10 protein-coding genes are annotated in these 15,879 nt (G+C 65.5%); 5 read left to right on the top strand and 5 right to left on the bottom strand.

All coding sequences use genetic code 11. From position 1 onward, the window contains the following. Positions 1-51 precede the first annotated feature (51 nt). On the top strand, positions 52-912 hold the full coding sequence (gene thiD / locus C8C98_RS20070) for a bifunctional hydroxymethylpyrimidine kinase/phosphomethylpyrimidine kinase (RefSeq protein ID WP_121455706.1): 861 nt from the start codon (positions 52-54) through the stop codon (positions 910-912). 58 nt (positions 913-970) lie between these two features. Here thiD and C8C98_RS20065 read toward each other — a convergent pair whose 3' ends face one another. Together C8C98_RS20065 and C8C98_RS20060 are read right to left on the bottom strand one after the other, a co-directional pair. Beyond that, complete coding sequence (locus C8C98_RS20065; protein WP_121455705.1) at positions 971-2,275, bottom strand: cytosine permease; 1,305 nt, start codon at positions 2,273-2,275, stop codon at positions 971-973. 252 nt (positions 2,276-2,527) lie between these two features. Beyond that, on the bottom strand, positions 2,528-3,436 hold the full coding sequence (locus tag C8C98_RS20060) for a pseudouridine synthase (protein WP_121456416.1): 909 nt from the start codon (positions 3,434-3,436) through the stop codon (positions 2,528-2,530). Positions 3,437-3,747: 311 nt separating this feature from the next. Here C8C98_RS20060 and C8C98_RS20055 point away from each other — a divergent pair, with 311 nt between their 5' ends. Continuing rightward, entirely contained in the window at positions 3,748-5,727 is a 1,980-nt protein-coding gene (locus C8C98_RS20055; protein ID WP_121455704.1) for a Cache 3/Cache 2 fusion domain-containing protein, read from the top strand. A 74-nt stretch (positions 5,728-5,801) separates the two neighbouring features. Here C8C98_RS20055 and C8C98_RS20050 read toward each other — a convergent pair whose 3' ends face one another. Beyond that, positions 5,802-6,905 (bottom strand): DUF72 domain-containing protein, encoded by a 1,104-nt coding sequence (locus C8C98_RS20050; protein ID WP_121455703.1) that lies wholly within the window; start codon positions 6,903-6,905, stop codon positions 5,802-5,804. 209 nt (positions 6,906-7,114) lie between these two features. Between C8C98_RS20050 and C8C98_RS20045 the strand changes: the two genes are divergently transcribed. The 3 genes from C8C98_RS20045 to C8C98_RS20035 all read left to right on the top strand — a co-directional run bounded on the left by C8C98_RS20045 (position 7,115) and on the right by C8C98_RS20035 (position 11,701). Then, positions 7,115-9,484: a Tex family protein gene (locus C8C98_RS20045; protein WP_121455702.1), complete on the top strand. Its 2,370-nt coding sequence runs from the start codon at positions 7,115-7,117 to the stop codon at positions 9,482-9,484. Positions 9,485-9,568: 84 nt separating this feature from the next. Continuing rightward, the gene (locus tag C8C98_RS20040) at positions 9,569-10,396 is read left to right on the top strand and encodes an HDOD domain-containing protein (protein ID WP_099655680.1); all 828 of its coding nucleotides are present in this window, start codon (positions 9,569-9,571) and stop codon (positions 10,394-10,396) included. Between the two features lie 99 nt (positions 10,397-10,495). Next, positions 10,496-11,701, top strand: a complete 1,206-nt coding sequence (locus C8C98_RS20035) for a patatin-like phospholipase family protein (RefSeq protein WP_121455701.1) — start codon at positions 10,496-10,498, stop codon at positions 11,699-11,701. A 75-nt stretch (positions 11,702-11,776) separates the two neighbouring features. Here the strand turns inward: C8C98_RS20035 and C8C98_RS20030 are convergent, their stop codons facing one another. Together C8C98_RS20030 and C8C98_RS20025 are read right to left on the bottom strand one after the other, a co-directional pair. Further along, positions 11,777-14,551 carry a bifunctional diguanylate cyclase/phosphodiesterase gene (locus C8C98_RS20030; RefSeq protein WP_147436435.1) on the bottom strand — a complete coding sequence of 925 codons (2,775 nt, stop codon included), beginning with the start codon at positions 14,549-14,551 and terminating at the stop codon, positions 11,777-11,779. A gap of 133 nt (positions 14,552-14,684) precedes the next feature. After that, complete coding sequence (locus C8C98_RS20025) at positions 14,685-15,821, bottom strand: iron-containing alcohol dehydrogenase (protein WP_121455699.1); 1,137 nt, start codon at positions 15,819-15,821, stop codon at positions 14,685-14,687. Positions 15,822-15,879: the final 58 nt, after the last annotated feature.

Below are 15,879 nucleotides of genomic sequence, written 5' to 3'. Positions count from 1 at the left end.
ACATCCGCTTTTGCAGCGGCTTGACCTGGCGCATAGGCCATAATTTTTGCTATGACTTCCTCTTCTTCAGGGCTCCACGCGGGCCGTCGTTATGCGCGCGTGTTGTCCATTGCCGGCTCAGACAGCGGCGGCGGCGCAGGCATCCAGGCCGATCTCAAAACCTTCAGCGCCCTGGGCTGCTACGGCATGACGGCCATCACCGCCATCACCGCACAAAACACCTGCGGCGTCACGGGCATCCATGGTGTGCCGCCCGACATGCTCAAGGCCCAGATCGATGCCGTGGTGCAGGACATTGGCGTGAATGCGGTCAAGATCGGCATGCTGCATTCGCCCGACGTGGTGCGCGTGGTGGCCGATGCCATTCGCACCTATAAGCTGCCCCATGTGGTGCTGGACCCCGTGATGGTGGCCACCAGTGGCGACCGCCTGATTGCGCAGGAGACCGTGGGCGTGCTGGTGAGTGAGCTGTTCCCGCTGGCCGATGTGATCACGCCCAACCTGGACGAAGCAGGCTGGCTGCTGGGCCGCAGCCTGCAAGACGCCGACGCACTGGAAGCCGCAGCGCAAGACCTGCGTGCGCTGGGCGCCCAGGCGGTGCTGCTCAAAGGCGGGCACTTGCCGGGCGATTGGGTGGTGGATGTGCTGTCGATGCCCGGTGCGCCGCAGGTGCACAAGCTGCAGTCGCAGCGCATCGCCACGCACAACGGGCATGGCACGGGGTGCACGCTGTCGTCGGCCATTGCGGCCCACCTGGCGCTGGGGCTGCCACTTCAGCAAGCGGTGGAGCAAGCCCGGGCCTACATCCTGGGTGCGATCGCCGCAGGGGCCGATGTGACCACGGGGCGTGGCCATGGGCCGCTGAACCATGGCTATGCACCGGTGGCGCAGCGGGTGTTTGAGGATTCTTAATAATTTTGGCCGCTAGAGCTTATCTATAAAGCGCTGGCAGCTCATATTTTGATAGCAATCAGCGCGCCTTGGGTCGGGTGGCCCAGGCCAACGCAAAGCTGAATGCCAGTGCTGGCAAGGCCGACCCTGCACCCGGCAACACCTTGGGCGCCAGGTGGTACACCGCAATGCCCGTCAGCCACAGGGCCACGGGCAAGGCGTTGACCACCCGGGCCTGCGCCAGCAGGGTGGGGGTGTGGGTGCCGAATGTCAGGCGCCCCAGGATGACGCCGAACAGTGGCACGAACACCGAGCTGAGCAGCAGCAAGAACGGCTCCAGGCTGTGCATGGGCAGCACCAGGGCCAAGCCTGTGCACACGGCCGCCACGGCCAGGCCCCAGCGGCGCACGCTCCAGCGTGGCAGCAGGCTGTGGGCAGACACGGCGCCCGAGTAGGTATCGCCATAGGCGTTGTCCACCTCGTCGATCAGGATCAGCGACAGCGCAATGAGTCCGCCCTGGGCCAGCAGCAGCGCCTGCACCAGGTCAGTGGAGGGCAACGTCAACGCCACCAGCACGCCCAGGCTGTAGCACCACATGTTGGCCAGTGCATAGCCCAGCCAGGTGCCGCGCAGGGCCGCGCCTCCGCTCTTGCCGTGGCGGGCATAGTCGGCCACCAGCGGCAGCCACGAGATGGGCATGGCGATGACCAGATCGATTGCAGGCAGCACACCCATGCCGCCTGCGCCTTGGCGGTTCCACAGCGCGCTCAAGCCCTGGGCTTGCGCCAGCGACACAAACTGCCAGCTCAGCCACAGCAGCGACAGCACCACCAGAGGCAGTGCGACCCGGGCAATCACCTTGCGCACCAGCTGCACCATCGATCCGCTGATGAGCAACATCACCACGCCGCCCCACAGCAGCGTGGCCAGCACGGGCCACAGGGTGCCTGTCGTGGCACCCGCCAGGCCGCCGGCCTGCTGCCCAATGGCCACGGTGGCGTCGCGCATCACCACCAGTTCAAACGTACCCCAGCCCACCAGTTGCACAATGTTCAGCACGATGGGCAGGCTGGCAAAGCCCCGGCCATACACAGCGTGCATCAGCCCCGCGCTGGCCAGGCCGCTGTCGCAGCCTAGCTTGGCCACCCAGCCCAGCAGGCCCGCGCCCAGCAAAGAGCCCGCCACAATCGCCCACAAGGCCTCCTGGGTGCCTAGCGCAGGCATCAGGTAGGCGCCGACCTGCATCACCAGCAGGCCCACGCCCAGACTGAACCACAGCGAGGCATGGTCGTGCCACTGGAAGACGCGGCGCTCTGCAGGCACGGGCACCAGGGCCTCGTTGACTGCCGATGAGGTGGGGGCAGGGTGGTGGGATGACGTCATGCAAAAGCTCCGCAGCGGTCTGTTCAGTCGGGTAACAACAGCGCAAGGGGGCAACGCCCGCCCTGGCGTTGCCCGGTGCGGGGCATGGCTGCGGCGTAACGGCTTCCCTGCGCGAGGATGATCTCGGGCCCACCTCTGGCAGGTGAGCACAATCAGGTTCAAAGGGACTCTCTCAGCCTGCAGCTTGCGTTGCAGACACCCCCAGCAGACATTGGCGGCCGGGTGGCATCCAATGCGGGTTGGATTGTAGGTCTATGCCGCCACTGGTGTGGTTGCGGCGTCGGTCACCGGCCACTGCAGGCGCAGCCGGGTTTCAAAGCTGCGCTCCTGCCTGTTCAGGGGGTCGGTAAAACGCAGCGACCGGGCCAGCAACTGCAAGGGGCGCGAATAGTCGCCCTCGGGCGGGTCGTTGACTTCGGGGTAGAACGGGTCGTTGCGCAGCGGCAGGCCCAGCGCGGCCATGTGCACCCGCAGTTGGTGGCGTTTGCCGCTGATGGGCTCCAGCCGGTACAGGGCCCAGGGGCCTTGCACGGCTTGCACGGCCATGTGCGTGTGGCTGTTGGGCTCGCCGGGCACTTCCTGCATGCGGAAGAACTGCGGAGATTCCTCCATGCGGCTGCGGTGTTCACGCGGAAACGGGATGCGGGCATCCCAGGGGGCCACGGCGTCGTAAGCCTTGGCCATGTTGCGCTCTCTGAACAAGGCCTGGTAAGCGCCCCGCGTGCGTGGCTGCGCCGAGAACAGCACCAACCCCGCCGTGTCGCGGTCGATGCGGTGCAGGGGAGACAGATCGGGCAGGCAAAGTTGCCGCTTCAGGCGCACCAGCAGCGATTGCTGCACATAGCGCCCCGTGGGCGTGACGGGCATGAAATGCGGCTTGTCTGCCACCAGCAGGTGCTCGTCCTGATATAGCACCTGGTGTTCAAAAGGCAGTTCGGGCTCGCCCGGCAGGTGGCGGTAATAGAACAGGCGGACGCAGCCTTTCACCGCTTGCTCAGGGTGCACAGGCTGGCCCTTGGCATCCACCACATCCCCGGCAAGCATGCGCGCACGCCATTCATCGTAGCCCACCCCAGGCAAGTGGGCGGCCAGCCTGTCGAGCAGGCTGCCCTGGCCTTGCTGGGGCAGCACCACGCAGCTGGGGCTCACGCCATCGCGCATGGGCAGGAGGCTTTCAGAGATGTGGGGGCGGTTCACGGCTTCAGAGGGCAGGGGCTTGCCGGGCTGGATGGGGGCTCGAAAAGCATAGCACCGTGGCTTGCGTGCTGTGGTGCGTTGCCCGTCGGTGTTGCTGCCGCTTTTCATTTCTAAATCAAGGGTTAACACCAATGGTGTCTGTTGTAAAAAAGCACATTCATGTAGAAAATTGACATGGATCAACGCTAGTTTTGTAACTAATATGTAAGCAATTCTTGCAAAATGATGAATTAAATAATAAATTTGATAAAGCAGTAAATTTATCAAGGACCGCCATGCCGCAATCATCCCAGCGCTCCGTCGCATTCAAGCTCTCACTGACAGCTCTGGTGAGCTTGTTGTTGGTCTTGCTCAGTACCATGACCTTGGTGAGCCTGTTCATCTGGCAAGACTTTGGGGGGGTGTCGCGCAACGATGCTCGCCAATATGCGGCCCAGGTACGCACGTTGGTCCAGAGCTTTGACGAAACCGCCCAAGACCAGGCCAAGCGCGACTTTGTATTGTTCAAGTCCCGCTTCACGGGCGACTTCAGCGTGGAAGAGCAGCCCGGTGCGGATGGCAAGAAGGAAGCCGTGTTGAGCTTCCAGGGGGCGCCGCTGAACGGTAACTTTGAGGGGGTGGACCGCTTCACCAAAGACAGCGCAGGCGCCATCGCCACGATTTTTGTTCGCTCCGGTGACGACTTCATGCGCGTGACCACGTCCCTCAAAAAGCAGGATGGCGAGCGCGCCTACAAAACCCTGTTGGACCGCAACCACCCCGCCTACCCCCTCATGCAAGAGGGCAAAACCTACATTGGCCGCGCCAGTCTGTTTGGCAAGGAATACATGACGGTGTACGAGCCCATCCGCCAGGGCAACCGCACGATTGGTATTCTGTTCATCGGCTCCGACATGGGGGGCATCCTGGGCAAGCTGGCCCAGGTCATGGGCTCGCAAAAACTGTTTGAGAGCGGCGCGGTGTACGCGGTGAATGTGTCCTCGGGCCCGGCGCGCGGCCGTACAGCGGGCTTGGCCGATGCCCTGGTGGTGGACGAAAAGACCGAAGACGGCAAAGCCTGGCTGGCCCGGCTGACCGAAAAAGACCAGGCCAGTGAATTTGAGACGCTGTGGTCGCCCCGTCTGGGGGCTGGCAAACAGCAGGCCCAGTTTGTGGCCACTGAGCGCTACAAGCCCTGGAATTGGGCCATCGTTGCCGAAGCTCCCATGTCCGAGATGATGGAAGACGCCCGCGGGGTGCTGATCTGGCTGTGGGTGGGCGTGTTGGCGGCACTTGCCATCCTGACGGTGGTGCTGGTCTATGCCACGCGCCGGCTGGTGGGCAAGCCCGTGCAACAACTCAGCACAGCGCTGGGGCATTTGTCGCAAGGCGATTTGACGCACGCGGTGGACATCCGATCGAACGACGAGATTGGCGCGCTGGGCCAGGCCATGGAAGGCTTTCGCCAGCGCTTGGTGCAAAGCCTGGGCACGGTGCGCCGCAGTGCCGAAAGCGTGTCGTCTGCCAGCAGTGAAATCGCCCAGGGCAACCACGATTTGTCGGCCCGCACCGAGACGCAGGCCAGCTCGCTCGAAGAAACGGCGGCCAGCATGGAAGAGCTGGGCTCCACCATCCGCCACAACGCAGACAACGCCTCGCAAGCCAGCCGTCTGGCGGCCAGCGCCAGCGAGGTGGCCGCGCAGGGCGGGCAGGTGGTGGCGCAGGTGGTCAGCACCATGCACAACATCAATGGCAGCAGCCAGAAGATTGCCGACATCATTGGTGTGATTGACGGCATTGCCTTCCAAACCAACATCCTGGCCCTGAACGCGGCCGTGGAAGCCGCCCGTGCGGGCGAACAAGGGCGGGGTTTTGCAGTGGTGGCCAGTGAGGTGCGCAACCTGGCACAGCGCACCGCGGCCGAGGCCAAGGCCATCAAGGAGCTGATCGGCGCCAGCAGCGCCATGGTGCAAGAAGGCTCGGTGCTAGCCGACAAGGCGGGCACCACCATGGGCGAGGTGGTCAGCTCCATCCAGCGGGTGGCAGACATCGTCTCTGAAATCAGCGCGGCCACGGGCGAGCAAAGCGCCGGGGTGGGGCAGGTGGGCCAGGCGGTGACGCAGCTCGATCAGGCCACCCAGCAAAACGCGGCCCTGGTCGAAGAAATGGCCGCCGCCGCCAGCAGCTTGCGCAGCCAGGCGGAGCAGATGGTGGAGGCCGTGGCCCAGTTCCAACTGGGGCAGGAGCCTGGGCAGCACCGGCAACTGGGGCGCTGAGTTACCCCCAATTTTGCTATTGAATTGATAGCTTATAGCGCTTATTCATAAAGCGCTAGAAGCCAAAAAGGCTCTCAGTCAGCAGCAGGCGGTGCGCTCTTGGCCGCAAGTGGGGGCAATGTCCGCACTTGCTCGGCCAGCCGCTGCACGGTCAAGGGCGCACAGCCCTCGGCATGGTTGCTGATGGTGACGTAGGCGTTCTGCCCTGCGGCCGTGATGCCTGCGATCACCTGGGCCAGCGCCGCGTGGGTGTCCGGGTCCAGGTCGTGCAACCGGTCGTAAGGTGCGTATCGCCGCTGGGCGTCTTCATAGCCATAGGGGCCGTGCAATGCATTCAGGTTCCAGCGGCACACCAGTGGCGTGGGCCACAGGGCACGCAGCACCGGCAATTGCTGTGCCAGCGGTGGCAGCTTGGGGTGCAGGCCCAGGCAGTAGGTGGCACCGGCATCGCGCAGCACGGCGGCAAATTCAGGGGTCAGCCACTCTGGGTCTCGCACCTCCACGGCGATCACGCCGTCGCTGGCCTGGGGCTTGAGCGCTGGCAGCGCGTGCAGCAAATCCCGCAGCTTGCCTAGCAGCAGGGGCATGCGGTCCAGCCACGCCATGGGCAGGGGGCTGAGCTGGAACACCAGCGCGCCCAGCTTGTCGCCCAGCCCGGCCAGGGCAGGCTCTACAAACTCGGAGCAGGCCAGGGCGGGGTCCAGAAACGCCGGGTTGGGCTCGCGGCCCCGGCCATCTTCGGTGCGCACCAGTGCGTCGGTGACCAGGCTGGGCGCCTTGACGACAAAGCGAAAGTCCGCCGGTACCTGCTCGGCATAGCGCTGGTACTGGCTGACGGTGAGCGGGCGGTAGAAGTTGCGGTCCAGGCTTACGGTGCGCAGCAGCGGGTGGGCGGCATAGGCGGCCAGCCCTTGTTTGGACAGCTGCGTTTCAGCGTACTCCGCATCCCACACCAGCCCGGCCCAGGCGGGGTAGGTCCACGACGAGGTGCCCAAGCGCAGCCGCTGGGGCAGGGCGCCCGCCAGCGTGCGCAAGGTCTCGTCTACTGCCACCGGACGCACGCCCAGTCCCTTGGCCCTTGGTGTGGGGCGGGTGGTGGCTGCGCCGGGCTGCTCATCGCTGGCCTGGCGGTTGGTGGGCGTGGGCACGGCTGGTGTGCCAAACAGGTCTTCTTGCATCCGCAGGGGGCTTTGATAGTTGTAACAACCGTGGTCGGGTGGCGATGTTAGCCCGCTGTGCGCTGTGGCAAACTCGCGCGCTTCGCGTTTCGTTTGTTTGACGTGGCTTACGCAAACCGGTTTTCATGCAAGCGTTCGCCCCTGGGCGAGGCTGGTATGGCAAGCCGATGGCGTAAGTCCCCTTTGAGTCTCAGAGAGTTTTCCCACACATGCAGCAGATCATTCGGCAACTGGCCGCAGAAATCAAAGTAGGGGAGCAGCAGGTACGCGCCGCCGTCGAGCTGCTGGACGGTGGGGCCACGGTGCCCTTCATCGCGCGTTACCGCAAGGAAGTCACCGGTGGGCTGGACGATATCCAGCTGCGTGAGCTGGAGGCCCGTCTGTCTTACCTGCGCGAGTTGGACGACCGCCGCGCTGCGGTGCTCAAGAGCATTGATGAGCAAGGCAAGCTGACCGACGCTTTGCGCGTTGCCATTGCCGCAGCTCCAACGAAGCAGGAACTCGAAGACATCTATCTGCCCTTCAAACAAAAGCGCCGCACCAAGGGCCAGATGGCCCGCGAATTTGGCATCGAACCTCTGGCCGACAAGCTGTTTGCCGACCCCACCCTTGACCCCGCCGTTGAGGCCGCTGCCTTCACCAAGCCGCCCGAGGTGCTGGACGATGGCAAGACGGGCGCTGACTTTTCGACCGTGCCCGCCGTGCTCGATGGCGTGCGCGACATCTTGAGCGAGCGCTGGGCCGAGGACGCCGTGCTGGTGCAAGGCCTGCGCGAGTGGCTGTGGGCTGAGGGCCTGCTGCGCAGCAAAAAGGTCGAAGGCAAGAACGAGAACGACCCCGAGGTTTCCAAGTTCCGCGATTATTTTGAATACGACGAGCCCATTGGCCGCGTGCCCTCGCATCGCGCGCTGGCCGTGTTCCGTGGCCGTGCGTTGGAGATTCTGGAAGCCAAGCTGGTGTTGCCGGTGGAGCCTGAGCCTGGCAAGCCCAGCCTGGCCGAAGGCAAGATTGCCCTGCACCTGGGCTGGAGCCATGCGGGGCGCAAGGCCGACGACCTGATCCGCAAGAGCGTGGCCTGGACCTGGCGCGTCAAGCTGAGCCTCTCGACCGAGCGCGACCTGTTCGCCCGCCTGCGCGACGATGCCGAGAAGGTGGCCATCAAGGTGTTTGCCGACAACCTGCGCGACCTGCTGCTGGCCGCCCCCGCTGGCCCGCGCGTGGTGATGGGGCTGGACCCCGGCATCCGCACCGGCGTGAAGGTGGCTGTGGTGGACGACACCGGCAAGCTGGTGGAGACAGCCACCGTGTTCCCTCACGAGCCGCGCCGCGACTGGGAAGGCTCGCTGCACACCCTGGCCAAACTGGCGGAGAAGCATGGCGTGAACCTGATTGCGATTGGCAACGGCACAGCCAGCCGCGAAACCGACAAGCTGGCGGCCGACCTCATCAAGCTGGCCGCCAAGGCGGACCGCGCGATTGAAAAGGTGGTGGTGAGCGAGGCCGGCGCGTCGGTCTACTCCGCCAGCGAATACGCCAGTCAAGAGATGCCCGATGTGGACGTGAGCCTGCGTGGTGCCGCATCGATTGCCCGCCGCTTGCAAGACCCATTGGCCGAGCTGGTCAAGATCGACCCCAAGAGCATTGGCGTGGGCCAGTACCAGCACGACGTGAACCAAAGCGAGCTGGCCCGCACCCTGGGCACCGTGGTGGAAGACTGCGTGAACTCGGTCGGCGTGGACCTGAACACGGCCAGCGTGCCGCTGCTCTCCCGCGTGTCCGGGCTGTCGGGCAGCGTGGCCAAGGCCGTGGTGCGCTGGCGCGAGGCCAATGGCGCCTTCAAGAGCCGCAAGCAGCTGATGGACGTGGCGGGCTTGGGCGCCAAGACGTTTGAGCAAAGCGCGGGCTTCTTGCGCATTCGCGGTGGCGACAACCCGCTGGACATGACTGGCGTGCACCCCGAGACCTACCCCGTGGTCGAGCAGATCATGGAAAAGACGGGTAAGCCCGTGGCCGAGATCATGGGCCGCTCCGACATGCTCAAAACGCTCAAGCCCGAGCTGTTTGCCAACGAGAAGTTCGGTGTCATCACCGTCAAGGACATCTTGGCCGAGCTGGAAAAGCCCGGCCGCGACCCGCGCCCGGACTTCAAGGTGGCGCGCTTCAACGATGGCGTGGAAGACATCAAGGATTTGAAGGAAGGCATGATTTTGGAGGGCACCGTGAGCAACGTGGCCCAGTTCGGCGCCTTCATCGATCTCGGTGTGCACCAGGACGGTTTGGTGCACGTCAGCCAGTTGGCGCACAAGTTTGTGAACGACGCGCGCGAAGTGGTCAAGACCGGCGACATCGTCAAGGTCAAGGTCATGGAGGTGGATGTGGAGCGCAAGCGCATCGGCCTGTCGATGAAGCTGGACGCAGCGCCGCCACGCCAGGGCGGTGAGCGGGGCGCACCCCGTGACAACCGCTTTGAAGGCGCTGGCCGGGGCTACGCGCAGCCCCAGCGTCGGGCGCCTGAGCCCGCGCAGCAGTCGGCCATGGCCTCGGCGTTTGCCAAATTGCAACAGGCCAAGGGGCGTTAAAAGCACAGTGGGGTGTTTCGGCGGTGGAATGCGGGTGGCAAGGCCATAATCGCCGCAACCACCACCGAGGCGCCCCCCCACCCCATGGAGCTCAATGCCCTGCTAGCCCAACCCGTGGCGTTGCCGAGCCTGCCGCGCACGGTGGCACTGCTGATGAACGAGTTGGCGCACCCCCAACCCAGCCTGCGCCGGATCAATCTGCTGTTTGGCTCTGACCCGGCCCTGGCTGCGCGCTTGCTGGAGCTGGCCAATTCGCCTGCGCTGCAAATGCCCCGCCAAGTGGCGGGCATCTCTGAAGCCCTGGCGCTGCTGGGCAACGCCCAGGTGCGTGCACTGGTGGCTGCGTCTACCCTGGGCACGGCGGCCCGCTCGGTGCCGGGCATCAATTTGCAGCAGTTTTGGCGCTACAGCCTGCACACTGCCAAGCTGGCCCGGTCGCTGGCGGGGGTGGTGTTTCAGCACCCCACGGCTGCCTACACCGCTGGCTTGCTGCATGGGCTGGGCGAGCTGGTGATCCATCTGGCCAGCCCCGACCGGGCGCAGTCCATCAACACCCTGGTGTCGCCGCTGGACATGCGCCGCGGCAAGGTGGAGCAGCGGATCTTCGGGTTTTGCTACAGCCAGGTATCGGCCGCACTGGCCCGCCGATGGCTGCTGCCGCAAGTCGTGGTCGATGCCCTGCAGTACCAGTCCGCCCCCTTTGAGAACACGGCCTATGAGCCGCTGGCAGGCGTGATCCACCTGGCCGCTTGGCGCGTGCGTGCCCGCGAGGCCCAGTACTCCGAGCGCGAGCTGGCGGTGTCCTTCCCGGGCGAGGTGGGGCTGGTGCTGGGGCTGGACATCGACATGGTGCTGCAGCAAGACCCCATCGACTGGACTGTGCGCCCGGACGCTGCGGATTACATGGTTTAGAGCGGCTGGCTAAACGCATCTCGCCAGAACCGCTTCACTGAGTTTTTCGGTTGCTTCTGGCCCGCCGTCAGCGCGGCGTGCGCTGCGACAATCAGCGCCATGAAAGCATTGAGCATCCATGCCGGGCCGCGCGCCCTGGAGCACCTGGCCCAGCAGGGCCTGCAGCCACGCGACGTGGGGGTGGTGCCTGCCGCAGCGGGTGGCCCCAAGGGGCTGATTCTGGGACCGCTGGACCGTTTTATCTTTGGGCATTGGCTGACGCAGTCGCAGCAGCCGGTGCATCTGGTGGGTGCCTCGATTGGCGCGTGGCGCATGGCCACGGCCTGCCTGAACGACCCCGTGGCCGCCTTGCTGCAATTGGAAGACGCCTACGTGCACCAGCACTACGAAGTGCCCCCTGGCAAAAAGCGCCCACCGGCCGCGCATGTCAGCGAGCGTTTTGGGCAGAGCCTGCAAGCTTTTTACGCCGGGCGCGTGGACGAGGTGCTGCAGCACCCCCGCTACCGCCTGCACCTGATCGCCGCGCGCGGGCGCCACCTGCTGCGGCGCGAGCACCCAGTGGCCACGCCGCTGGGCTACCTGGGTGCCTTCATGAGCAATGCCGTGCACCGCAAGGCCCTGGGCGCCTGGCTGGAGCGGGTGGTTTTTTCGTCCTCGCAAGATGGGGCGCCTGGCGGGGCGGCCATGCCAACGCTTCCTTTTGGCACGGCAGACTTTCGCACCCGGCAGGTGCGGCTGACGCACGCCAACTTCATGGATGCCTTGCAGGCCAGCTGCTCCATTCCGTTTGTGCTGCAGGCGGTGCACCACATCGCGGGCGCCCCGCCCGGGGCTTACTGGGATGGCGGCTTGACCGACTACCACATGCACCTGGCCTACAAAACGCACCAAGGCAGTGGTTCGGATGCTATTGAAAAGATAGCTGCTAGCGCTGATTCAGAAAGCGCTAGCGGCCCATTTCATTCAAAGAAGGTTGTGGCGGCATCAGACCAAGGGGCGGGCCTGGTGCTGTACCCGCACTTTCAGCACCAGGTGGTGCCGGGCTGGCTGGACAAGGGTCTGCGCTGGCGCCACCGCAGCACCGCCGCGCTAGACACCATGGTGGTGCTGTCGCCCCGCCCAGAATGGGTGAAGACCTTGCCCAACGCCAAGCTGCCGGACCGCCAGGACTTTATGCACTACGGCCACGACACGGCGGCCCGCGCCAAAGCCTGGCTGACCGCCACCGCAGCCGCGCAACAACTGGCCGATGAGCTGGCCCAATGGCTGGAACGGCCTGACCTGGGGGCGGTGCAGCCGTTGTGACGTTGTGAGGGCGTTGGTGGCCGCGCTGGTGAAAGTGCCGGTGCGCAGTGGGCCCAGAAACCGTTCAAGGTCTTTTCAGGGCAGCACCAGCGTTGAGGCCACACTGCGCCGATAGCTGCGTGCCCAGTCGGCCACCTCGCCACCGGGCATGGGGTGGGCGATGGCGTAGCCTTGCACCACCTGGCAGCCCAGCTCGCGCAGCCGGGTGCAATGCTCGGGGGATTCGGCCCCTTCGGCCACCAGGGTGTGGCCCAGGGCCTGGGCCATGGCCACCGCGGTGCTCACCACGGCGGCGTCCTCGGTGCTGTGCAGCACCGCGCCGGCAATCGACCGGTCAATCTTCAGGGTGTCTGCGGGCACCTGGGCCACCCAGGCCAGGGTGGCTTTGCCAATGCCAAAGTCGTCAATCGCCCAGCGCACCCCCAGCGTCTGGTGGCAGTGCTGCATCAGGGCTTGCAGTGCCTGTGGCTCGTGCAGCCCTGCGCTTTCTTGCACCTCCAGCTGCAGCAGGTGGGCGGGCAGTGGTGCAAACAGGGCCAGCAGGTCTTGCAGCCGTGCGGCAAAGTTGCTGCGCAGCAGGTGCTGCGTGGCCACGTTCACCCCCACGGTCCAGTCCAGCCCTTGCGCGTGCCACAGCCGCAGCTGGGCCAAGGCCTCGGTCAGCACCCATTCGCCCAGTTCGGCCGCCAGGTCGGCGTCGTCGATCAGCGGAAGAATCTGCTCGGGCCCTTGCAGGCCGCGCTCAGGGTGTTGCCAGCGCAGCAGGGCTTCCACGGCCACGATCTGGCCATTGGCCAGGTTGACCTGGGGCTGGTAGTGCAGGCGCATTTCTCCGGTGCGCAACGCTTGGGCGATGCGGGTCTGCTGCGTGTGTGGGGTTTGCAGCGCGGCATCGCTTTGCGCGTCAAAAAAGCGCACTTGCTGGCGGCCTGCCTGCTTGGCCTGGCACATGGCCTGGTCGGCCTGGCGCAGCAGTGTGCTGGGGCAGGCCTGCAGCTGCGGGTACACGGCCACGCCCATGCTGGCCGTGATGCGCAATTGAAGCGCATCGATGGCGCAGGGCTGGCCCAGTTGCTCCAGCAGTTGGGCGGTGCGCGCCTCGATGGCTTGCAGGTGGGGCTGCTGGCCCAGCAGCAGCACAAATTCGTCACCCGCCATGCGGGCCACTGCGTCGTGCGGGCCGGCAAAGGCGCGCAGGCGCAGGGCCACTTCGCGCAGGGCGCGGTCGCCGGTGGCGCTGCCGTGCTGTTGGTTCAGGCGCTGGAAGTGGTCCAGGTCGATCATGCACACGGCCAGCAGGGTGCCTTGCTGTTGCGCTGTGAAGAGGGCATGCGTGAGGCTTTCAGCCAATGCCGCCCGGTTGTGCAGGCCTGTCAGTGCATCGTGGTGCGATTGCCACGAAACCTGGTGGCGAAAGTGCCGGCTCTCGGACACGTCGTGGAACACCAGCACGCAGCCGACGGCCACGCCGTTGCTTTTGCGGATGGTGGAGGCGGTGTATTCAATGGCGTAACGCTCGCCCGAGCGGTGGATCAGGATCGGGTGCGTGCGCGGTGGGCTGTCTGCAAGGGTGGCCGCTTCTGCCGCGTCTGTGGCATCTGTATTGCGCTGCGGGTGCAGTGCATCGGCCAGCCTAAAGACCTCTTCCAGGGGCCGCCCCATGGCCTGGTGGACTTTGTAGCCCGTGAGGAATTGGGCTGTTTCGTTGATGGTCTCGATGGTGCCATGCAGGTCGGTGGTGATGATGGCATCTCCCCCTGGCAAATGCGGTGCAGCGGCGTGGGCCTGCTGCGCCTGGCTCAGCGCCTGCTGGGTCCGCTGCCGGTCGCTGGCCGTGACCAGGGTGGCTATGGTTCCGGGGATCGGGGCTGCGGGTGGCTTGGGCGGTGTGGGCAGTGCGTCCAGTGTCGGTAGGGGCTGCGCTGGCAGCGCGAGAGGGGGTTGCGGAAGGGCCGCGGGCTGCGCTTCAGCTGCTGCCATGGGCAGGGGGCTTTGAAACAGGCGCTGCCATTCTTCGCGCACGTCCAGGCACACGCCGTCGCTGCGGCGCACGGTCACGGGCAGGGGGGCAGCTTCAATCAGCAGCTGTGCCAGCTCCAGTTGCTGTGCTTGCCGTTGCAGCCGGTCTTTCTGGCCCTGCACCTGGGTCTGCAATTGCAGTGCCGCGGCGTTGACGCTGTGCGCCACGGCGCGCTCTGAGGGCGATCCCCGCTCCTGCATCCTGGCTGTGAGGTGGCCGCGTTGCAATTGGCGGTGTGCGTGCAGCAGCCGCCGCACCAGGCCCACATGTTGGTGCACCAGCCAGGCCAGCAGGGTCAGCACAAACACCACATTGAACAACGAGATGCCGCTCTGCACCTGCAGGTTGTCCCAGATCTGGTCCACCAGCACATGGCTTTGCAGCGCGATTTTCAGGTGGGCCACCGTGCCGTCGGTCAGAGTTTCGCTCAGCTCCAGGGTGGGGGGCTGTACGTTGGCCCATTTGGTAAACCAGGCGGGCGCGTCAGGTGTGCCTGGGGGCTTTTGGGCCGAGACACCCGTGCGGCCCTGCACTTGCCATTGCACGGTGAACAGCGAGGAGGCAAAGTACACCGTGCTGTCCTCTAGCACGCGCTGAGCTTGTTCGGGCTGGTCTGGCGGTAGGCGCTTGAGGGCCGTGAGCAACGCGCTGCCGATGCGCGTGGCCTCTGCCTGGGCGCGTTCGTGGGCAGCGGTCACCTCAGACTCAACCATGTAGTGGTAGCGCACTGCGCTGACCGCCAGGATCACCAAAAGCAGCGGGACAAAAACGCGCAGGTAGACGCTGCGGGCTTGCCACGGCGTCTTGGGCGTTTCTTCGGAGAGGGGCATGGGGTCGGTCACGGGCGACGTTCTGCGGGCTGGGCCCAGCGGTCAAAACGGTGCGTGAGTGTAAAGGCGCACGGTGCCGCCCGGCGATGGCCTGCGCCCAAGAGAAGGCGCCGGCGACGCCTATCGCAGGCGCCTAAAGGCTCTGGGCCAGCATCTCGCGGTATTCCTCGGGCGTGGCAATGCGCGGATTGGTCTTGTGGCAATGGTCGGCCAGGGCACCTTGGATCACATCGTCAAACACTTCGGGCGTGACCCCCATGGCCGCCAGGCCCGTGGGTAGGCCCAGGCGGGCGTTCATGTCTTGAATGGCGGGGGCCACGTCGCCCGCAGAGGTCAGGCCCATGGCGTGTGCCATGCGTTCGAGCCGACGCTCTGCCTGCACCGATGCACAGGTGGCGTTGAAGCGAATCACGGCGGGCAAGAACATGGCATTGAGCGTGCCGTGGTGCAGGCGCGGGTTTACGCCGCCCAGGCTGTGGCTCAGGCTGTGCACGCAGCCCAGGCCTTTTTGAAAGGCCATGGCGCCTTGCATGCTGGCGCTCATCATGTTCAGGCGCGCTTGCCGGTCTGCGCCGTTGCGGGTGGCCTGCTCAATGTGGGCCCAGCCGCGCTGCAGCCCATCGAGCGCAATGCCGTCGGCAGGCGGATTAAATGCCGCTGACATGAAGGTCTCCATGCAGTGCGCAATCGCATCCATGCCCGTGGCGGCCGTGAGCATGGGGGGCAGGCCCAGGGTCAGCTCCGGGTCGCAAATGGCGGCCTTGGGCACCAGGCTCCACGAGTGAAAGCCGAGTTTGCGGTGGTCGTCCACGATGATGATGGCGCCGCGCGCCACCTCGCTGCCGGTGCCGCTGGTGGTGGGCACGGCAATGACGGGCGCCGTGCGCTCGCTGATGCGGGGCGAGCCACCCTCGATCGTGGCGTAGTAGGTGAGGGGGCCTTCGTGGGTGGCGGCAATGGCAATGCCCTTGGCGCAGTCGATGGCCGAGCCACCGCCCACGGCAATCAGGCCATCGCAACCCTGGGCCTGGTAGACCTGCACGGCCGCGCGCACGGCGGCCTCGGTGGGGTTGGCGGGGGTTTGGTCAAACACGGCAACCGGCAAGTCGGGCAGGGCGTCCAGCGTCTTTTGCAGCACGCCAGCGGCTTTCACGCCGGGGTCGGTCACGATCAAGGGGCGGGTGATGCCCACGCGCAGGCACTCCTGGTGCAGCAGCTTCACTGCGCCAAACTCGAACTGGATCTGGGTCACGTAGTTGATGAAAGCCATGGTGTGTGAGCGTGTGTGAATAAGGACGCCAGCGATTACGATAGCCCGCCGACTCTTT

Origin of the sequence: Acidovorax sp. 106, assembly GCF_003663825.1 — a bacterium.
GTDB lineage: Bacteria > Pseudomonadota > Gammaproteobacteria > Burkholderiales > Burkholderiaceae_C > Acidovorax.
This window is presented reverse-complemented; position numbering and strand designations above follow the sequence as displayed.